At 67.4% G+C, this 20,138-nt stretch carries 21 protein-coding genes; 16 read left to right on the top strand and 5 right to left on the bottom strand.

Translation table 11 applies throughout. The features are described from left to right. The 13 genes from O5O54_RS21510 to O5O54_RS21450 all read left to right on the top strand — a co-directional run. Window positions 1-1,194: flagellar basal body rod C-terminal domain-containing protein (locus O5O54_RS21510; protein WP_279483914.1), on the top strand; the 1,194-nt coding region annotated here is incomplete at its 5' end. 15 nt (window positions 1,195-1,209) lie between these two features. Beyond that, window positions 1,210-2,280, top strand: a complete 1,071-nt coding sequence (locus O5O54_RS21505) for a flagellar hook-associated family protein (protein WP_279483913.1) — start codon at window positions 1,210-1,212, stop codon at window positions 2,278-2,280. Window positions 2,281-2,345: 65 nt separating this feature from the next. Continuing rightward, on the top strand, window positions 2,346-2,696 hold the full coding sequence (gene flaF, locus O5O54_RS21500) for a flagellar biosynthesis regulator FlaF (RefSeq protein WP_279483912.1): 351 nt from the start codon (window positions 2,346-2,348) through the stop codon (window positions 2,694-2,696). 4 nt (window positions 2,697-2,700) lie between these two features. Continuing rightward, window positions 2,701-3,153, top strand: coding sequence for a flagellar biosynthesis repressor FlbT (gene flbT / locus O5O54_RS21495; RefSeq protein WP_279483911.1), 453 nt, complete (start codon window positions 2,701-2,703; stop codon window positions 3,151-3,153). Window positions 3,154-3,156: 3 nt separating this feature from the next. Continuing rightward, on the top strand, window positions 3,157-3,567 hold the full coding sequence (gene flgD / locus O5O54_RS21490) for a flagellar hook assembly protein FlgD (RefSeq protein ID WP_279483910.1): 411 nt from the start codon (window positions 3,157-3,159) through the stop codon (window positions 3,565-3,567). A 1-nt stretch (window position 3,568) separates the two neighbouring features. Next, window positions 3,569-3,835: a flagellar biosynthesis protein FliQ gene (fliQ, locus tag O5O54_RS21485; protein ID WP_279483909.1), complete on the top strand. Its 267-nt coding sequence runs from the start codon at window positions 3,569-3,571 to the stop codon at window positions 3,833-3,835. 161 nt (window positions 3,836-3,996) lie between these two features. Then, a complete protein-coding gene (flhA, locus tag O5O54_RS21480) occupies window positions 3,997-6,093 on the top strand; it encodes a flagellar biosynthesis protein FlhA (RefSeq protein WP_279483908.1) in 2,097 nt (698 codons plus the stop codon). Next, a complete protein-coding gene (locus tag O5O54_RS21475) occupies window positions 6,090-6,845 on the top strand; it encodes a flagellar biosynthetic protein FliR (RefSeq protein WP_279483907.1) in 756 nt (251 codons plus the stop codon). Before flhA ends, O5O54_RS21475 begins: the two co-directional genes overlap by 4 nt. Continuing rightward, entirely contained in the window at window positions 6,842-7,246 is a 405-nt protein-coding gene (locus tag O5O54_RS21470) for a hypothetical protein (RefSeq protein WP_279483906.1), read from the top strand. The genes O5O54_RS21475 and O5O54_RS21470 overlap by 4 nt, the downstream gene beginning before the upstream one ends. An 80-nt stretch (window positions 7,247-7,326) precedes the next feature. After that, entirely contained in the window at window positions 7,327-7,740 is a 414-nt protein-coding gene (locus O5O54_RS21465) for a rod-binding protein (protein ID WP_279483905.1), read from the top strand. 42 nt (window positions 7,741-7,782) lie between these two features. Next, complete coding sequence (locus tag O5O54_RS21460) at window positions 7,783-8,163, top strand: hypothetical protein (protein WP_279483904.1); 381 nt, start codon at window positions 7,783-7,785, stop codon at window positions 8,161-8,163. Further along, complete coding sequence (locus O5O54_RS21455) at window positions 8,160-8,633, top strand: hypothetical protein (protein WP_279483903.1); 474 nt, start codon at window positions 8,160-8,162, stop codon at window positions 8,631-8,633. The genes O5O54_RS21460 and O5O54_RS21455 overlap by 4 nt, the downstream gene beginning before the upstream one ends. A gap of 93 nt (window positions 8,634-8,726) precedes the next feature. Continuing rightward, window positions 8,727-10,922, top strand: a complete 2,196-nt coding sequence (locus O5O54_RS21450; RefSeq protein WP_279483902.1) for a DUF1217 domain-containing protein — start codon at window positions 8,727-8,729, stop codon at window positions 10,920-10,922. An 18-nt stretch (window positions 10,923-10,940) separates the two neighbouring features. On the opposite strand, the gene O5O54_RS21445 is transcribed toward O5O54_RS21450, so the two are convergent. The 5 genes from O5O54_RS21445 to O5O54_RS21425 all read right to left on the bottom strand — a co-directional run bounded on the left by O5O54_RS21445 (window position 10,941) and on the right by O5O54_RS21425 (window position 16,361). Next, window positions 10,941-11,843, bottom strand: a complete 903-nt coding sequence (locus O5O54_RS21445) for an SMP-30/gluconolactonase/LRE family protein (protein ID WP_279483901.1) — start codon at window positions 11,841-11,843, stop codon at window positions 10,941-10,943. Between the two features lie 11 nt (window positions 11,844-11,854). Beyond that, on the bottom strand, window positions 11,855-12,829 hold the full coding sequence (locus O5O54_RS21440; protein WP_279483900.1) for an ABC transporter permease: 975 nt from the start codon (window positions 12,827-12,829) through the stop codon (window positions 11,855-11,857). After that, window positions 12,826-13,770 (bottom strand): ABC transporter permease, encoded by a 945-nt coding sequence (locus O5O54_RS21435; RefSeq protein ID WP_279483899.1) that lies wholly within the window; start codon window positions 13,768-13,770, stop codon window positions 12,826-12,828. The genes O5O54_RS21440 and O5O54_RS21435 overlap by 4 nt, the downstream gene beginning before the upstream one ends. Continuing rightward, on the bottom strand, window positions 13,767-15,275 hold the full coding sequence (locus O5O54_RS21430) for a sugar ABC transporter ATP-binding protein (protein WP_279483898.1): 1,509 nt from the start codon (window positions 15,273-15,275) through the stop codon (window positions 13,767-13,769). Before O5O54_RS21430 ends, O5O54_RS21435 begins: the two co-directional genes overlap by 4 nt. A gap of 69 nt (window positions 15,276-15,344) precedes the next feature. Next, window positions 15,345-16,361, bottom strand: a complete 1,017-nt coding sequence (locus tag O5O54_RS21425; protein ID WP_279483897.1) for an ABC transporter substrate-binding protein — start codon at window positions 16,359-16,361, stop codon at window positions 15,345-15,347. A gap of 228 nt (window positions 16,362-16,589) precedes the next feature. On the opposite strand from O5O54_RS21425, the gene O5O54_RS21420 reads away from it, so the two are divergent. The 3 genes from O5O54_RS21420 to O5O54_RS21410 all read left to right on the top strand — a co-directional run. Further along, window positions 16,590-17,855: an ATP-binding protein gene (locus O5O54_RS21420; protein ID WP_279483896.1), complete on the top strand. Its 1,266-nt coding sequence runs from the start codon at window positions 16,590-16,592 to the stop codon at window positions 17,853-17,855. Continuing rightward, window positions 17,852-18,592 carry a response regulator transcription factor gene (locus tag O5O54_RS21415; protein WP_279483895.1) on the top strand — a complete coding sequence of 247 codons (741 nt, stop codon included), beginning with the start codon at window positions 17,852-17,854 and terminating at the stop codon, window positions 18,590-18,592. The genes O5O54_RS21420 and O5O54_RS21415 overlap by 4 nt, the downstream gene beginning before the upstream one ends. Window positions 18,593-18,665: 73 nt before the next feature. Then, a partial coding sequence (locus O5O54_RS21410) for an FAD-binding oxidoreductase (RefSeq protein WP_279483894.1) occupies window positions 18,666-20,138 on the top strand: 1,473 nt, incomplete at its 3' end.

Here is a 20,138-nt window from a genome sequence, read left to right as displayed (position 1 = left end):
GAATATGTCGGTGTGAGCGTGCGCACGCGCGGCAGCAACGACATGGTGATCTACACCGACTCCGGCGTCACGCTGCTGGAAACGACGGCCCGCGCGGTGTCCTTCGAGAAGACGGCCTCGCTGAACGCCGGCCAAGAGGGCAACGCGCTCTATATCGACGGCGTCGCCGTCACCGGCCGGAACTCCTACATGCCGATCAAGACGGGCATGGTGGTCGGCCTGACCGACGTTCGCGACCGCATCGCCAACACCTACGGCGCCCAGCTCGACGAACTGGCCCGCGGCCTCATCTCCGCCTTCTCCGAGTCCGATCAGAACGGCGGTGCTCCGACCGCGCCCGCCCTGGCCGGCCTCTTCAACTCCACGCAGCTGACCTCCGAAGCGCTCGGTCCCCTAGCGATCGGCACCCCGGTCACCGGAGCTGGTGCGACGCCCGGCACTATCTCCTTCACGGTCAGCTACGACGGCGTCGACTACGTCGTGTCGGGCTCAGTCGATGCGGCCCAACTCGCGTCGCCGGCCGCGCTGGCGGCCCGGATGAACACCCTAATTGCCGAGGGCAAGAGCTCGTCGGGCGCTGCGCTGGGCGCTGGACGCCTAGCGGTCTCGGTCAACGGCGCGGCCCTGGAGCTGTCGGGCACCGCGTTCGGGCGGGGCACGATCGGGCTGACGGGGCTCGGTGGCACGCCGGCGGCCGGCCTGACCGGCGGAGCAACGACCCTGCCGGCCGGGGTGAACCCGAATGCCGGTCTCGCCTCGACCCTGACTCTCGCAGCCGGCGTCCTTACCAACCCCTTCAAGTTGCGTGACGGCGTCAACGGCGGCGACTACACCTATAACGAGGGCGCGAAACCGCTCGGCGGCTTCAGCGGCCGCATCAACGCGCTCGCCGACGCCATGAACAGCATGCGCAACTTCTCGGCGACGTCCGGCGCCGATCCCCGCGCGTCCTTGAGCGGCTACGCGGCCTCGTCGATCAGCTGGCTGCAGGACGCTCGCGCCGAGGCGAAGCAGACCGCGCTGTCGATGAACACCCTGGTCGCCAAGACCGAGGAAACCCTGTCCAACGAGACCGGCATCAATCTGGATGTCGAACTGACGCGCCTGATCGAGCTGGAGCGCTCCTACCAGGCCTCCGCGAAGATCATCTCAACGGTCGACCAGATGTTGGCCCAGCTCCTTCAATCCATCTGACGGGTCGTCTAGGCAATGTCGATTTCTTCCCTCTCGTTCAATGCGTCGACCCGCGCGACGATCATGCGGCTCCAGAACGAGCTCAAGGACGCCACCACGGAGCAGGGCACCGGCCGGTTCGCCGATGTCGGCGCGACGCTCGGACGGTTGTCGGGCGAGGCGGTCCAGTACCACTCGCAGGAATCCACCATCAAGCGGATGCAGGATTCCAACAAGCTCGTCACCAACCGCCTGGAGGTCATGGACGACGTCCTGACCAACCTGCGTGACACCGCCGGGAGCCTGTCGAGCAGCCTGACGACCCTGACCAGCGCGATCAACAACCAGGTCGCCGTCAAGGCGGTGCAGGATACGGCCCGCTCCGGGCTGGAATCGATGATCGGCGGGCTCAACATCAATGCGACGGGCCAGTTCCTGTTCGCGGGCGCTCAGACCGACCTGACGCCGATGAAGGACGGGAGCAGGAAGGTCGTCGACGCCTTCAACAGCTTCCTTTCCGCGCTCAGCACTAAATATTCCACCACCGTCACGGCCGCGACGGTGAAGGCGGAAGACCTCGAGAAATACTTCTCCGTCGATGGATGGAGCGCCTCGCCCGGCAGCACCAAGTTCAAGTTCGACGACGATTTCGATGCCATCTGGTCGCCCCACTGGTCCACGGGCTCGACCACGCCCATCGTCTCGCGCATCTCCAAGAACGAGACGATCGAATCCTCGCTGTCCACCAACGATGCAGCGTTCCGCAAGCTTGCCGCGGCATACTCCCTCATCAACAGCGTCGGCATCGAGACGATGGGGGATCAGGCACGGGCGACCGTCGCCAAGGCCGCCGTCACACGGCTCAGCGCCGGCACGGACGGGGTCACGGCTCTTCAGGCCCAGGTCGGTACGCGGCTCAACCGCGTGCAGCTCGCCGACGAGAGCCTCGGCTCGCAGATGGTTCTCGTGCAGGCCTCGATCGAGCGTCTGGAAGGGGTGGACACCCTGGAGGCGATCCAGCGCATCACGTCTCTCGAGACCCAGCTCCAGGCCTCCTACACGGTGACCGGACGCCTGAAGGGTCTCAGCCTCATGGACTACATCTGATTCTTCCCACCGAGCCTCCGCCCGCGCGAGGGCAGACTGCGAACCAGCCTTACGGGACATGAAGCATGTATCAGTTTTCCTATGCGGAAGTCACTTCGGAGAGTTCCGCGACGGCGCGAGACCGGGAGCGTGAGGCGCTCGACCGCACCGTCGATGCCCTGAAGCGTGCCCAGGCGGCCGGTCCGAAGTCCCGCGAGGCGGTCGAGGCGATCTACCTCACCCGCAGCCTCTGGAGCGTCCTCGTCGAGGATCTCGCCAACCCCGAGAACGCCCTCCCGGAAGAGCTGCGCGCGGCGCTGATCTCGATCGGCCTGTGGATCATGCGGGAGGCCGAAGCCATCCGCCTCGGCCGCAGCGACGACTTCTCCGCCATGATCGACATCACCGCCATGATCCGCGACGGGCTCGGAGAGTAAGGCAATGGCCACCCTTCGGATCACATTGCGGGCGGGCGAGCGAATCTTCGTCAACGGCGCGGTCATGCGCGTCGATCGCAAGACCCATCTGGAGTTCATGAACGACGTGACCTTCCTCCTGGAAAGCCACGTCATGCAGGCCGAAGACGCGACGACGCCGCTTCGCCAGCTCTACTTCATCATTCAGCTCATGCTGATCGACCCGGCCGGCGCCGCCGAGGCGCGGACCATGTTCGACCGGACCTATCCCGGCCTCCTGGCCGCCTTCACCTCCGCCGAAATCCGCTCCGGCATCCAGGATGTCGTCGACCTCGTGCACCGCGAGCGCAACTTCGAGGGGCTCAAGCGCCTCCGCTCGCTGCTTCCGATGGAAGAGGTGGTGCTGGCGGGCGAGTGGACCTTCCCGACGGACATCAAGACGCCCGCCCGCCCGGCGGTCGCAGCCGGAGCGCGCTGAACCATGACCACGGTCACGAACACCAGCGGGGCGGCGACGGCGAACGCGCCCGTCGTCACCAACAAGACCAGCGAGATGAAGACGGGCCTCGACTACGACGCCTTCCTGAAGCTCCTCGTCGCGCAGATGAAGAACCAGGATCCGCTGAATCCGACCGATCCGACGGCCCAGATGAGCCAGCTCGCTTCCTTCTCCAACGTCGAGCAATCCATCAAGCTGAACCAGAAGCTCGAGGCGATGACCACGCTCTCGACGCTGACCCAGGCCAACAACCTGATCGGCCGGACCGTGACCAGCGGCGACGGCACCATTTCGGGCGTCGTCAAGTCGATCAAGGTCGCCAGCGACGGCGCGGTGGCGACGCTCGCCAACGGCAAGGACCTGCCGCTCGGGTCCGGCGTGAAGGTCGAGTAGCATGAACGAGGCCGACGCCATCGATATCGTCCAGTCCGCGATCTGGACCGTGGTCGCCGCCTGCGGGCCTGCCGTCGGCGGCGCCATGCTGGTCGGTATTCTGATCGCCCTGTTCCAGGCGCTCACCCAGATCCAGGAGGTGACGCTCACCTTCGTGCCGAAGATCCTCGCGATCTTCGTCATCATCGCCTTCACCGCCTCCTTCACCGGCGCGCAGGTCTACGCCTTCACGCAGGAAGCCTTCTCGCGAATCGAACACGGCTACTGAGCCGACGACATCATGGCTTTGACAGGAGAGGCCCGAACCGCACAGGTTCGGGCCTTTCTCGTTTGGGGCCGCCAGCCCGGCACCAGCACGGGCTGGCAAGAAAGCGTTAACGATCCCGCATCCGGCGCACATGCGCAGGGCGCCGTCCAGGACCGAAACGCATGGCCGTCGATACGCTGAAAATCTCCTCTTCACCGGTGCCGACCCGGGCCAGCATGCGCGACATCGGCTTCGCGCTCGGTATCGTCGCCATCCTGGCGGTTCTCTTCGTACCGATTCCGGCGGTCCTGATCGACATGGGCATCGTGGTCTCGATCGCCCTGTCGATCCTGATCCTAATGGTGGCGCTCTGGATCGAGAAGCCGTTGGACTTCTCGGCCTTTCCGACGGTCCTGCTGCTCGCGACCATGCTGCGCCTGTCGCTCAACATCGCGACGACGCGCGTCATTCTCAGCCACGGCGACGAGGGCCACAACGCGGCCGGCTACGTCATCGGCGGCTTCTCGCAGTTCGTGATGGGCGGCGACTTCGTCATCGGCATCGTCGTCTTCATCATCCTGATCACGGTCAACTTCCTCGTCATCACCAAGGGCGCCACGCGCATCGCGGAAGTCGGCGCACGCTTCACCCTCGACGCCATCCCCGGCAAGCAGATGGCGATCGACGCCGACCTCTCGGCCGGTCTGATCGACGAGAAGGAGGCGCAGACGCGCCGCCGCGAGCTGGAGGAGGAAAGCTCCTTCTTCGGCTCCATGGACGGTGCCTCGAAGTTCGTGCGCGGCGACGCGATCGCCGGCCTCATCATCACGGCCGTCAACATCTTCGGCGGCATCATCATCGGCGTGACACGTCACGGCATGGACGCCGCGCACGCGGCCGACGTCTTCGTGAAGCTGTCGGTCGGCGACGGTCTCGTCACGCAGATTCCCGCGCTCGTCGTCTCGCTCGCCGCCGGCCTTCTGGTCTCCAAGGGTGGCACGCGCGGCGCGGCCGAAAGCGCCATCATGACGCAGCTCGGGCATTACCCGCGCGCGCTGATGGTTGCTGCCTCGCTGCTCTTCGTCCTGTCGCTGCTGCCCGGCCTTCCGTTCCTGCCCTTCGCTACGGTCGCGCTCATTCTTGGCCTGATCGCCTACGTCATTCCGCGCCGCCGCGCGACCGAGGCGGAAAAGATGCAGGTCGCCAAGCGCGAGCAGGAGGCTCAGGCCATCGAGGCCGAACGGCAGTCGGTCAAGGAGTCGCTGCGGATCATCGAGGTCGAGCTGGTGCTCGGCAAGCAGGTCTCGGCGCACCTGTCCTTCTCGCGCGACGAGCTGGCCAGCCGCGTCGGCAAGATGCGCCGCCGTTTCGCCTCGCGCTTCGGCTTCGTCATTCCGGAAATCAAGCTGTCGGACGACCTGTCGATCGGCGGCAAGGCCTATGCGATCAAGGTCCACGGCACGACGGTCGCGACGCAGGAGGTGCGCCTCGGCGATCTCCTGATCGTTCTCGGCGACGCGCCCGCGCCCGACATGCCGCACGACCTGACGCGCGAACCCGCCTTCGGCCTGCGCGCCGCCTGGATCTCGGAGACCTTCGCCTCGTCCGCCCGCCGCGCCGGTTTCGAACCGGTCGACACGCTGTCGATCATCCTGACGCACCTGTCGGAGGTGATGCGCAACAACCTCGCGCACCTCCTGTCCTACAAGGATATGCGCTCGCTGCTCGACCGACTGGAGCCCGAATACAAGCGGCTGATCGAGGAGATCGTGCCGACCCACATGAGCTATTCCGGCCTCCAGGCCGTGCTGAAGCTCCTCCTGGCCGAGCGCGTCTCGATCCGGAACCTGACGCTGATCCTGGAAGCCATCGCCGAGATCGCCCCGCATGTCCGCCGGTCGGAGAAGATCGTGGAGCACGTGCGCACCCGCATGGCGCAGCAGATCTGCGGCGATCTCCTTCACAACGGTCAGCTCGGCGTTCTGCGTCTGGGCAACCGCTGGGACCTCGCCTTCCACCAGGCGCTGAAGCGCGACGCCAAGGGCGACGTGATCGAGTTCGACATCGATCCGCGCCTCGTCGAGCAGTTCGCGACCGAAGCCTCCAAGGTGATCCGCGAGAAGACCGACCAAGGCGAGAACTTCGTCCTCGTCGCCTCGCCCGACGCACGCCCCTACGTGCGGATGATGATCGAGCGGATCTTCGTGAACCTGCCCGTCCTGTCGCACCTGGAAATCGCGCGTGGCGTCGACATCAAGGCGCTCGGGGCAATTTCGTGACACCGGACGCCGAGGTTCTGGTCCTCTCGGCCTTTCTGGTCTTCTGTCGGATCGGCGCCTGCCTGATGGTGCTGCCTGGCTACTCCTCCCTGCGCATCCCCGCCCATATCCGTCTGTTCGTCGCCGTGGCGATCGCCTTCGCCGTGTCGCCGCGCCTCCTGCCGGACATCATGCCCCTGGTGCGCGGCGCCTCCGACGACCTGCGCATCGCCATGATGCTCGGCGAGCTCCTGAACGGCCTCCTGATCGGGCTGCTCGGCCGCGTCTTCATGATCGCCCTCCAGTTCTCGGGCGCGGTGATCGCCAACGCCATCGGCATGGGCCAGACGCTCGGCGTGCCGATCGAGGGCCACGAGGCCGACCCGGCTCTGGTCTCGCTGATCACGCTGACGGCGACCGTCCTGATCTTCGCGCTCAACCTCCATGCCGAGGTCGTCCACGCGCTGATCGGCTCCTACCGGGCCATGCCGGTTGAGCTCGGCTTCTCGATCCGCGCGGGCCTCGCCTCGCTGGTCGACAATCTCGACGAGACGTTCCATCTCTGCCTGCGGATCGCGAGCCCGTTCGTGGTCTATGCGGTGATCGTCAACTTCGCGGTCGGTCTCGCCAACAAGATGACCCCGCAGATCCCCATCTACTTCATCTCGCTGCCCTTCGTTCTGGCGGGCGGTCTCGTTCTCCTCGGCTTCTCGATCGGCGACTATCTCACGCTGTTCATCGAGGGCTTCCGCAACTGGGTGATCAACGGATGAGCGGGCAGAGCCGGGCCGAACGGTTGGCGCGCGTGCGCGACGTGCAGGAGAAGATGCGCCAGCTCGAGGAGTGGCGCCTCGGCGAGATCGTGCGCGAGGAGAACCGCCTCCTGGAGAACGAGCGCGAGCTTCTGGAGACGCTGGGTTCGCAGTCGCTGATGCACGGGCTCTTCCTGGAGGGCAAGGCGGCGGCCTTGCGCCGCAACGACCTCGCTCTTCGCCAGACGCGCGAGCAGGAGGCGGCCGCACGGGAAAAGGTGACGAAGGCGCAGGCGACGGAGAAGCGGATCGAGCGTGCCGCCGAGAAGGCCGAAGCGGTGGAGCGGGCCGAGACCGAGCGCGCCGAACTCCTCCTGGCCTTGGAGGATCATCTCGCCGCCCGGTCCGCAAGCCTCGAATAAGTAGCCTCGCCTAAGAGTCTTTCAGCAGATCGCGGCGCTTCGTTCGAGCCGCGTTTCGACTTTTTTCCGGAATGGCAGCCATGACCGTTTCCCTGATTTCAGCCCTGGCCTCGACCGCCCCCGCGGACGGGTCGCCAAAGGCCTCGGCGCCGCAGCCGGCCGATCCCGCCGCGACGGAGGCGTTCGAAAAGGCGATGCCGAACGCGCCGCTCAAGGACGTCGACTTCCATCACCAGACGTCACGGAGCGGCGAACTGCGCCCCTTGCAGAAGTTCGAGAGCTTCGTTCTGCGCAGCTTCATCGAGAACATGCTGCCGAGCCAGAACACCGCCTTCTTCGGGACGGGCACGGCCGGCAACATCTGGCGGTCCATGCTGGCGGAGCAGATCGGCGACGAAATGGCCTCCGCCGGAGGCGTCGGCATCGCCAAGATGCTGGAGAAGGACGGGCGGGCGGGTCCCAAGGACCTGGATCCGAGCCGGAAGACGAGCTGACGCGCGGATCGCGACGAGCGCCGTCACTGACATCGAAGCGGCATGTCCGCAGCAAGAAGGGTAGAGGCATTGGAAGCGGTTCTCACTCAGGCCATCAACAGGCTCGAAGCTGTCCTCGCCGGCGAGATGATGGCCCTGCGCGCCGGCGATCATTCCGGCCTCGGCGACATCAGCCACCGCAAGAACCAGAGCCTCATGGAACTCACCCGGATCGGCCGCGGCGTCGAGGCGGCGTCCATGAGCCACGACCTGCGCGACCGTCTGAGCGTCCTGCGCGAGCGGCTCGACGAGAACAGCCATCTTCTCGAACTGCATATGGAGGCGACCGCCGAAGTCGCCGGGCTGATCACGCGCGCCATCGCCGAGGCTGAATCGGACGGCACCTACGGCGCGCCGCTCAACGGGAGCACGCGGATCGGATGATCAAGCTTCTCGGCATCGGCGTCTGGGTCTGCCTCGTCACGCTGGGAGCGGGCTACGCGGTCGCCAACCTGGCGGCCGAGGCGCCGCCTCCGGCGCCGACCGCGCCCAGCTATTTCGAAGGTCTCGACTACAGGAAGACCGACACGATCGCCGTGCCGATCATCGCGGAGAACGCGATCCAGGGCTATGTGCTTGCGCGCTTCGTCTACACGATCGACGGGAAGACGGCGGCGGGGCTCGCCGTGCCGCCGGAGCCCATCATTCTCGATGCGGCCTTCAAGTCGGTCTATTCGGTCTCGAACTTCGACTTCAAGAACCCGGAGCGCTACGACCTGCCGGCGCTGCTCGCCGAACTCAAGAACGGCGTCAACACGCGGTATGGCAAGCCCGTCGTGGAAGAGGTGATGGTCGACCAGTTCGACTTCATGCCCAAGCAGCAGACCGGCGGCGAAACGCTGAAGCTGAAGTGACGGCAACCCGCCGTTTACCTCGCGTTCAGCATGCGCGGCGACAATGACACGACTTTTCCGCGCGGCGCCGCGCGACCGAGCAAGGCTGACACCGTGCTATCGACCCTGATGAACTATCGGCTTTACAGCGCCGACATGGCCAAGTCGCTGACGCGGGTCTCCACGCAGGCGGTGGTTCAGCGTGACACGGAGTACTACAAGGCCAATATCGGCAAGGTGAAGACGCCGGATGACCTGCTCAAGGACCAGCGTCTCTACGCCTATGCCATGAAGGCCTACGGCCTGGAGGATCAGATCCAGTCCAAGGGCATGATTCGAAAGGTCCTGGAAAGCGACCTGTCGGACGCGGGCAGTTTCGCCAACAAGCTGACCGACAAGCGCTATCGCGAATTCGCCTCCTCGTTCCAGTTCGGCTCCGCCAACAAGGCGGCGATCCAGACGGCCGCCCAGACGGAGGCGCTGACGGACGCCTACAGCCAGCATAGGGTCACCCTGGCCGGCCGGGCGGCGACCGATGTCAGCGCCTTCAACACCCGGATCGACGCGCTTCTGGCCGGCATCGCCGATCCGCATGGGACGGACGTGGCCCAAGCCATCGTCAGCGACCCGATCCTGTTCGGCTTCTTGGAGAAGGCGGCCGGGCTCGAGGTGACCTCGTCCAACCGGAGCGCCATCAAGGAGGCGATCACCTCGGGCACGACGAGCGGGCATCCCGGCCTCGTCGCGCTGAAAGGCATGTTCAACCTGAACGCCAACGGCACCGTGACGAGCGGCATGCCGCTTCGCAACACCTTCCAGACCGCCGATCTTTCGGCGACCTATTTCGACAGCTTCGGAGCGGGCGCGACGTCGCAGGCCGCGGCCGTCAAGACGAACTACTTCAGCGACGCGATCACACGCGTCGTCAAGGCGTCCGACATCACGGACGACCCGCAGCTCTTCGCCTATGTCCTGACGTCGTTCGGCATCGATCCCAGCATCACCTCGACGGCCTTCGTCGAGAACGTGCTCCGCTCGCAGCCGGGTGACAATACGAGCGCCCTGGCTCAGATGCCCGTGTCCACCTCAGCGCAGATCGCCAACAAGGAGAGGTTCACGGCACTCAACGCCGCCTTCAACTTCAAGGACGACGGAAACTTGAGGACGAGCGGAGTCGTCTTCGCCGGCGGGGCGAGCGCGCAGACGATCGAGGAGTCCTACTACAAGAACTACCAGGACACGGCCATCCAGAACGACAAGCTGAAGACGTCGATCTTCCAGTCACGCCTGTCGAACATGAAGTCGATCAACGATCTTCTGGGCCGTAACGACGTCTTCGGGAAGGCCGCGTTCGAATATATCCTCACGGCTTTCGACATCGACCCCGCGACCGAATCCTCCACCAAGATCCGCCGCGTCCTCATGAGCGACCCGTCGGACGCGTCCAGCTACGTCAACATGCTGAAGGACGAGCGCTACGAGCGCCTGGCCGCCGCGTTCAACTTCGGCCCCGACGGCAAGGCGGCGACACCGCGTCTCGCTCAGTCGATCTCGGCCCAGACCGCGACCGGATCGCTCTATGCCGCCTCCTTCGGCACGGACGCGAGCCAGGCCACGAAGGATCGCATCAAGGCGGACACGAAGACCTACCTCACGGCCGTCGGGCAGATCCGCTCGCTCGACGACCTCATCGCGGATCGCAAGACCGTCGATTATGCGCTCAAGGCCTACGGGCTCCAGGACGCGACGATCTCGGATCGCGACCTTCGCCGACTCCTGACGAGCGATCTCGCCGATCCCAAGAGCTTCGCCAACGCGAAGGGCGACAAGAAGTACGTCCAGTTCGTTCAGGCCTTCAACTTCACGACGGACGGCAAGATCCGGCGGGACGCGGAAGGCGCCCAGAGTGGCGCCAAGCTCCTGTCGACGCAGAACCAGTATCTGCTCCAGACCATGGAAAAGCAGGTGGGCGAGCAGAGCGAGGGCGCTCGTCTCGCGCTCTACTTCCTGCGCAAGGCGCCGGACGTGACGGGACCCTACGGAATCCTGGCGGACAAGGCCTTGTTCGAGGTGGTGCGTACGGCTTTCGGTCTGCCGGCCGGCATCGCCGGCATGGACATCGAGAAGCAGGCCAAGCTTCTGGAAAGCAAGATCGACTTCAAGGACTTCCAGGACGTGAAGAAGCTCGACAAGTTCATCTCGCGCTTCTCCTCGCTTTACGACAGCGCCAACGGCAGCGCGGCGTCTTCCCCGATCCTGGCTCTGTTCGGGAACAACGGGGGATCGAACGGCATCCTCGGCATGATCTGATCTGGCGAAGCGCGGCGCTCAGCAGCCCCGCGCGCCGACATAGATCGAATAGAGCGAGCGCGTCGCGGTGATGAAGAGGCGGTTGCGTCGCGGGCCGCCGAAGCACAGGTTCGCGACGACCTGCGGCACGCGGATCTTGCCGAGGCGCGTGCCGTCCGGGGCGAAGCAGTGCACGCCGTCCGCCGCGCTGGACCAGAGGTTGCCGGCCGTATCCACGCGGATGCCGTCGGGAACGCCGGCGTCGATCACGCAGTGCACACCATCATCCCTCAATCCCTCGCCTTCCACCCGGAAGCGCCGGATATGGGTCGGCGCGCCGTGGGTGTGGCTGGCGCCCGAGTCGGCGATGTAGAGAAGGCTCTCGTCCGGCGAGAAGGCCAGCCCGTTCGGCTGGAGGAAATCGTCCGCCACGCGGCGAATCGCGCCGCTCTGTCCATCCACGCGATAGACGCCGCGCACGGGCTGCTCCGGTTCCGCCTTGTTGCCCTCGTAGTCGCCCATGATCCCGTAGGTCGGGTCGGTGAACCAGATCGAGCCGTCCGAGCGGACCACGAGGTCGTTGGGCGAGTTCAGGCGCTTGCCCTCGAAACTCTCGGCGATCACCGTGATCGAGCCGTCGGTCTCGGTGCGGCTCACCCGCCGCGCACCGTGCTCGCAGGACAGGAGCCGGCCCTCGCGATCGCGCGTGTTGCCGTTGGAGAAGTTCGAGCCCTGCCGAAAGACCGAGGTGCCAACGTCGGGGATGTGCCGCATCATCCGGTTGTTGGGAATGTCGCTCCAGACGAGATGCCCGGCGTCGGCGAACCAGACCGGGCCTTCGGCCCAGCGGCACCCCTCGAACAGCACCTCCAGCTCGACGTTGAGAAGCGTCAGCGCCTCGAACCGCTCGTCGTCGATCTCGTAGGGCGTCATGATCGCCATGGGCTTCTCCTTCAGTTGCGGCCGGTCTTCGGGCCGCCGGCAATGGTGATGATGGCGATGATGATGAGGCCGGTCAGCAGCAGCCGCAGGCCTGCCCCGACACCGAACGTGTTGAGCATCGTCACCAGGAGGTAGAGGAAGATCGACGCGCCCCAGAGGCCTGGCACGTTGCTCTGGCCGCCCGAGACGGACGAGCCGCCGACCACCACCACGGCGATGGAGGCGAGAAGATATTCCTCGCCCATGTTGAGCGACGAGCCGCCCGAGAAGCCGGCCAGGACCGCGCCGCACAGGCCGGCGAGGACGGCGGACAGAACGTAGGTCACCCAGCGCAGCCGCTCGACGGGAATGCCGGCGAGGAGCGCGGCGCGCGGATTCTGGCCGATGGCCGAGATCGAGCGGCCGTAGACGGTGCGGTGGAGGAGAACGCCCATGAGAACGCAAAGAGCAAGCGTCGCGAGCGCGAGATAGGGCACCCCGAGCACCCGGCCCGTCGCGAACTCACCGAAGGCGGCTGGCGGGCGCACGCGCAGGCCTCGGCCATAGGCGATGGCGACCGACTGGATCAGGAAGCTCGCCGACAGCGTCGCTATGATCGGCGGGATCTGGAGAAGGCGGATCAGGGCGAAGTTGAAGCAGCCGACAGCGACGCCCACGCCGAGCGCCGCCAGGAGCCCCGGCAGGATCATGGCTTCGCTGCCGCCCATCACCGTCATCGAAACGGCGCCTGCCAAGGCGATCGTGGAGGGGATGGAGAGATCGACATTGCCCGGCCCCGTCGTAATGACGAACATCTGCCCGAGGCCGACGATCACGTACATGGTCGCGAAGGTGAGGGCGGTGGAGAGGATCTGGCCAGCGCCCGTACCGCCCGTGAAGGCGATCGTGGCAAGGAACACCGCGCCCGCGCCCAGGAACGAGAAGATCCAGGGCCGGCTCTTGCCGGCGCGCCGGACGGTCGGGGAGGGGGTGGTCGCGCCGCTCATGCCGCCTGCCTTTCCACGCGGTTGACGAGGGCGCGTAGCGCCAGCACCACGATCAGGATCGCCCCTTGCGCGCCGATCTGCCAGTCCGGCGAGATGCGCAGGAACGACAGAAGCGAGCCCGCGAGCGTCAGAGTGAGGGCTCCGAGCACCGCACCGATCGGCGAGATGCGCCCGCCCGTGAACTCGCCGCCGCCCAGGATCACGCCGGCGATCGACAGGAGCGTATAGCGCAGCGCGATATTGGCGTCGGCCGAGGTGGTCAGGCCGACGAGGGCGAGGCCCGAAAGCACGCCGAAGAACCCGCAGAGGGCGTACATCGTCATCTTGGCGCGCAGCAGCGACCAGCCCGCGCGTTGGACCGCCTGCGCATTTCCCCCGGCCCCGCGCAGCACGACGCCGAAGGACGAGCGCATCAGGAGGAAATGGCCGGCGAGCGCCAGGAGCGCGCTGGCGATGATCGCGAGCGGCACCAGCGGCGTCTTCAGCTTCACCAGACCGGAGAGCCACGCCGGCGCGCTGCCGCCGGGGCTCGGCAGGAGAAGGACGGCCGCGCCGAGCCAGACGAAGCTCATACCGAGCGTGACGACGATGGAGGGCAGGTTGCGAACGTGGATCAGCGCGCCAAGCAGCGCGTAGACGCCGATGCAGCCGACAAGCGCGAGGACGCCGAGAAGCGGGGCGTCGTTGAGGAGCGTCGCGCCGATGCAGGCGACGAAGGACACGAAGCCGCCGATCGACAGGTCGAGATCGTTGACCGCGATCACGCAGAGCTGCGCCACCGTGGCGAGCGCGATCGGCAGCGCGAGGTTGAGCATCAGCGACAGGCCGAGATAGCTCATGGCCCGCGGCTGGATGACGAAGATCGCGACGAGGAGAAGCGCCAGCGAGATCGGCGGCAGGAGGTCGCGCAGCGTGCGGGCGAGGGCGGGCGAGCGCGTCATGCCGCGCTCTCGGCGAAGGAGGACTGCAGGACCCGCGCCTCCGACAGTTCGCTCCGTGCCATGTCGGCGACGATGCGCCCCGACCGGAAGACGTAGACGTGGTCGCAGGCGCGCAATTCGTCGAACTCCGTCGTGTACCAGAGGAAGGTGCGGCCCTTGGCGGCCTCGGCGCGGATCAGCGCGTAGACCTCCTGCTTGGTGCCGATGTCGACGCCGCGCATCGGGTCGTCCATCAGTACGATCTCGGCGTCGGAGGCGAGCGCGCGGGCGAACAGCGCCTTTTGCTGGTTGCCGCCCGACAGGGTCAGGATGCCGTTGCCCATGTCGGGCGTGCGGATGGCGATGCGCGCCTTCCACTCGTCCTCCATGGCGCGCTCCGCCGCGCCGTCTATCAGGCCGAACCGGCTCATCGCGCGCAGAGAACGCACGGTGACGTTGGCGCCGATCGACCAGAGCGGAAACACGCCGTCCGTCTGGCGATCGCCGGCGACGAAGGCGGTGCGACCCTTCAGCTCGGCAAAGCGCGAGCGGCCGGCCGAGCCATTCTGGAGAAGGACGAGAAGCGCCGTCTGGCCGTGGCCGGCGAGGCCGCCGAGCCCGATGATCTCGCCTCGGCGCGCCTCCAGGCGGCGCCCATCACCTTGGCGCGGGGGCGTCGCGGCGGCAACGACGGGCGCGGCCGAACGGTCCGCGGCGTCGCCGGCTTCGGCCGTGCCGTCGGCCTCGTGCGCCACGTGGCCCATCGCCTCGACCAGCGAATGGCGGGTGAAGTCCCCGGCGGGGCGATCGGCGACGACCTTGCCGTCGCTCATGACGGTGATGCGGTCGCAGGTCTCCAGAATCTCGCCGAGGATGTGCGAGATCAGGACGACGCTGCCGCCCCCCGCCGTGAAGCGCCGGACATGGGCGAGTAGCTGGCCCGCCACCTGGGCGTCCAGCGAGGAGGTCGGCTCGTCGAGGATCACGAGCGACAGCGGCGTCTCTCCCGGCGCGAAGACTGTGGCGATCTCCACCATCTGCCGCTGACCGAGCGCGAGGTCGGAGACGAGATCGCTTGGCCGGATGCCGTGGCCGGGAAAGATCGCGTCGAGCTGGCCGATGATGAGCCGCGCGGCCCGCTTGCGCCAGCCGAAGCCGCGCAGGAAGCGATGGCGCACCCGCGCGTTCTCGGCGACCGTCAGGTTGGGGCAGAGCGAGAGCTCCTGAAAGACGCAGCGCACGCCGAGGCGTCCGGCGCGCTCCACCGAGTAGCGGCCCGTCTCGTCCGACCCGGCGATCTGGAGCGAGCCGGAGTCCGGACGGACATTGCCCGCAAGGACCTGCATCAGCGTGGACTTGCCCGCACCGTTGTGGCCGGCGAGCCCCACGCATTCGCCCGGGGCGACGACGAAATCGACGCCGCCGAGAGCGCGCACGGCGCCATAGGCCTTGGCGACGCCCGCAAGGTTCACCAGCGGGCGCGGGGCGGCGGTGGCGGACGCGGGGCCGCCGTCGGTTGGCATCATCGGCTCACTTTCGGACATCAGGCCGTCGAAACGGGCGTCGAAGGACCTCGTCCTTCGACGCCCCGTCCATCACTTCGCCTCGGCGATGACCTTCTTGGCGTCGTCTTGGCTGTATTCGACGTTGGCGACGCCGCCCTCGGGTGTCGTCTTCAGCGCCTCCTCGAGGCCCGCCTGATCGATCGACAGGAAGGGCACGACGAGATCCTTCGGCACTTCCTGCCCGTCGAGGATCTGCTGCGCCACCCAGAAGGCCAGCGTCGAGACGCCCGGCGCGATGGAGACCGACATGGTCTCGTAGCCGTTGGCGTCCTTCTGCTGCTTCCACCAGGCGAGTTCGTCCTGACGGTTGCCCATGATGATGGTGGGCGTCGGGCGGCCGGCTGCGGCGAAGGCTTCGGCCGCACCGAATCCGTCGCCGCCCTGCGTCACCACGCCGACGACCTGCGGGATGCTTGGCAGGACGCCGGCGACGGACTTCTGCGCCACGGTCTGCGTCCAGTCACCCTGGACCTCGGACACGATCTTGAACTTCGGATGGGCGGCGACGCCCGCGGCGATCCCCTCGTGGATCTCCGTGTCGACCGACGTGCCGGCGAGGCCGCGGATCTCGAGGAGGTTGCCACCATCGGGATAACGCCCGGCGAGATAGTCGAGCTGGCCCGATCCCATCTTCTTGAAGTCCACCGCCACACGCCAGGCGCAGGGCTCGGTGACGATGCCGTCGAAGGACACGACGGTGATGCCCGCGTCGCAGGCTTCCTTCACCGCGCCGTTCAGCGCGGTCGGCGAGGCGGCGTTGATGACGATGGCGTCGTAACCCTGCAGGATCATGTTCTGGATCTGCGCGGCCTGCTCGGTCGCCTGGTTCTCGGCGGTGGTGAAGGCGTCGGCGGACTTCACGACGCCGTCGGCCACGGCCTTGTCGGTCACCGTCTTCCAGCTCTGCAGCATTGCCTGGCGCCAGGAGTTTCCGGCGTAGTTGTTGGACAGGGCGATAGTCTTGTCGGCCGTGTCGGCGAAGGCCGAGCCAGCGGCGAAGAGGCATGCGGCGGCGGTGCCCGCCGTCAGAAGTTGCTTCAGGGTCATAGGTCCTCCCATGGGCCGCTTCGGCCCCTCCCGTTCGTTCCCCGTGCAAGGCCGCGCGGAGAGGGCCGCTCCCGACGGCCGGTGCGAGTGTTGACCGCCCGGCCTCACCTGTCCAAGCGCGGTTCGCGCACCGCGTTTGCGGGTTCCCGCAAAAGGCGTGCCGGCAATCCCGCGCCCGCCATGCGATCGGCACTGGCGACGGCCGGGCAAACATGGTGCGATCGCGCCATGACCACCGTCGCCAAATCCACGCGTCGCGCAACGCGCGCCCGCACCCTGCCGGGCGCGGAAGCCGTGTTCGGCCATCTCCTGCGCATCTCGCGGGCGCTGGCCGGCCGTCTCGACTTCCAGGCCGCCATCCAGTCCGTCTCGGCCGAGCTCGGCGACGTGCTGCCGCACGACCATCTCGACGTCTGCCTTCTCGAATCGGGCGGCCACATTCACGCCGCCTACGAAGCAGGCCTCCACACCGACTGGAGCCTCACCCCGCATCCCGTTCCGGTCTCGGGCAGCCCGATCCGCAGCATCCTCCTCGGCGAGACGCACCTCATGGTGACCGGCGACGCGACGCAGGACCCGCGCTTCCGCTTCGCCGGCGCCTTCAACCATCCGATCTTCGACCAGAACCTGCGCTCGCGGATCCACGCGGCGCTTCTGGTGCGCGGCGAGGTGATCGGCGCCTTCTCCTGTTCCAAGCACGATGCCGACTTCTACGGCGAGGACGACGTGACCCTCGCGCGGCACGTGGCGGAGGTGCTGGCGCCCTATTTCTACGCCTTGCGCGCCGCCGAGGACGCGCGCCGCCTCGCCATTGAGGAGGCGGAAGGCCGTGCGCGGGAGGAGGGCCTGCGCGAGGGCGCGCTGCGCCTGACGGAAGAGCTGGAGCGCGAACGCCAGCGCATCGGCATGGACCTCCACGACCAGACGCTGGCCGATCTCACCCGCATCGTGCGCCGGCTGGAGACGCTGCGCGAAGGTCCCGTGGAGCCGGGCAGCCTGTCGCCCGCGATCGACGGCCTGCATCGCTGCGTCGACGAACTGCGTCGCATCATCGACGACGCGCGGCCGAACGTGCTCGAACTTTTCGGCTTCGCGGAAGGCGTGGAGGACTTCCTTGGCCGCGCGCTGCACGATTCCGGCATCGCCTGGCGGCTGGAGGATGAAAGCGACGGGCGGGTGGACGCGCTGGACCCGGCGCTTCGCATCGCGCTGTTCCGCATTGTCCAGGAGGCGGTCAACAACGCGGCCCGCCACGCGGAGCCCTCGCTGATCGAGGTCGGCGTGGCGATCCGCCAGGACGGCGCGCTCCGCATCGAGGTGCGCGACGACGGCGCGGGTTTCGCGCCGATGCCCCAGCGCCGGCGCGTCGGCGGCATCCGCAACATGCAGACCCGCGCGCGCCTGATCTCCGCCGACTTCTTCCTCGACCGCCAGCCGGGAGGGCAGGGCACGCTGATGTCGCTGGTCCTGCCCGCAAAGGGAGCGGCTCGATGAGCGCCGACGAGATCCTTCTCGTCGAGGACGACGCCGTGCACCGCGCCTTCCTGCGCGACGTGATCCGCCATGTGCTGCCGGGACGAGCGTTGATCGAGGCGGCGGACGGCGAGGAGGGCGAGCGTCTGGCGCGAAGCCGCGACGCGCGCGCCATCGTGGTCGACCTCCAGATGCCGCGTCGCACCGGCGTCGAGATGGCGCGCTCGCTGTGGCGCGACCGGCCGGACACCAGCATCATCTTCTGGTCGAACTACGCCGACGAAGCCTATGTGCGCGGCGTCTCGCGCATCGTTCCGGCCGGTGCCGCCTATGGCTATATCCTCAAATCGGCGTCGGAGGAGCGGCTCGGCCTCGCCCTCAGGGGCGTCTTCGTGGAAGGCCAGTGCGTCATCGACCGCGAGATCCGCGGCGTGCAGCAGAAGGCCGCCAACCGCTCGGAAGGGCTGTCGGACGTCGAATACGAGGTGCTGGTCGACCTCGCCCTCGGCCTCACCGACCGGATGATCGCCGAACGGCGCGGCATCTCGCTGCGCAGCGTCCAGAACCGGTTGCAGCAAGTCTACGAGAAGGTTGGTGCCTATGACGGGGCGGGCGGCGCCGACCTCTTCAACCTGCGCACCCGCGCCGTCAGCCTCGCGCTGATGCGCCGGCTCCTGAACCGCGCCGGGCTCGACCAGGCGGAGGCCGAACTCCAGGCTTGGCTTGAGCGCGCAGCCTCCAAGTCGCCATCCGGCTAAACCACAAGCAGCACACGACCCTTGCCGCTCTTCTTCCAGGCGTGCATTCCATGGGCCCGGGAGGAGAAGATTCATGGATGCCAACGTCACCGCCGCCGTCGCCGTCGCGCCGACCGAGCTAGCAGCGGCGCTTCTCCAGCGCTTCGGCAGCCGCTCGGTGCTGATCGAAGCGGCCGACACGCTGCGCTACCGCCGAGACTGGCATGGCGACGTCGAGGGCAGCGCCGTGGCGGTGCTGCGGCCGGCCGACACGGCCGAAGCCTCCGACATGGTGCGCTTCTGCGCCGAGCACGGCTTGGCCCTCGTTCCGCAGGGCGGCAACACGGGTCTCGTGCTCGGCGCCTTGCCGACCAGCGCGCGCGGACACGTCGTCGTCTCGATGGAGCGCATGAACCGCATCCGGGGCATCGACGCGGCGGACTTCTCGGCGGTGGTCGAGGCCGGCTGCGTGCTCGCCGTCATCAAGGAGGCGGCCGAGGCGGAGGACCTGTTCTTCCCACTGTCGCTCGGCGCGGAAGGGAGTGCCCAGATCGGCGGCAACATCTCGACCAATGCCGGCGGCATCAACGTCCTGCGCTACGGCATGACGCGCGAGATGATCCTGGGCCTCGAAGTCGTGCTCGCCGACGGCACGGTCTGGAACGGCCTGTCGACGCTTCGCAAGAACAATTCCGGTCTCGACCTCAAGCAGCTCTTCATCGGCGCGGAGGGCACGCTCGGCCTCATCACGGCCGCCGCGATCCGCCTCGTGCCGAAGCCGAGCCGGGTCGAGACGGCCTTCCTGGCGCTCGCCGACCGCAACGACGTGATGGCGCTCTATGCGCTGGCCCGGCGGGAGTGCTGCGATCTCCTCTCGGCCTTCGAACTGGTGCCGCCGGAAGGCATGATGCTGGCCAAGGAGGCCGATCCGAGCCTCGCCCTGCCGCAGATCGCCGAGGCCCCTGCCTATGCGCTGATCGACGTGTCGGCCACGGGCTCTCTCGACCTCAAGCCGCTTGTGGAGCGCTTCTTCGAACTGGCGATGGAGCGCGGCTACGTGATCGACGGGGTGCTCGCCGCCTCCGACGCGCAGGCCGCCGACCTCTGGCAGATCCGCGACGGCATGAACGAGGGGCAGGCGAAGCGGGGCGTCCACCTGCGCACCGACCTCTCGGTGCCCCCGTCCAAGGTCGCCGCCTTCATCGCGGAGGGCATGGAGGAAATGGCCCTGCGCCTGCCGGACTGCCTGCCCGTCGCCTACGGCCATGTCGGCGACGGCAACATCCACTTCAACGTCCTGCCGCCGGCCGGCCTCCCGCGCGCCGAGCGCGACGCCAAGCTCGCCCTCGCCAAGAAGGCGCTGAACGCGATCGTCGATCGCTACCAGGGCGGCATCAGCGCCGAGCACGGCATCGGCCGCCTGAAGCGCGAGGATTTCGCCGCCCGGCGCTCGCCGGTGCAGCAGGAGATCCTCGCCGGGATCAAGGCATTGCTCGACCCGGCCGACCTCTTCAATCCCGGCTGCCAGATCGCCTCGCCGCGCGACGGGTCGGACGTGACGGTGTTC

Origin of the sequence: Aureimonas sp. SK2 (genome assembly GCF_029813115.1) — a bacterium.
Lineage (GTDB): Bacteria > Pseudomonadota > Alphaproteobacteria > Rhizobiales > Rhizobiaceae > Aureimonas.
This window is presented reverse-complemented; position numbering and strand designations above follow the sequence as displayed.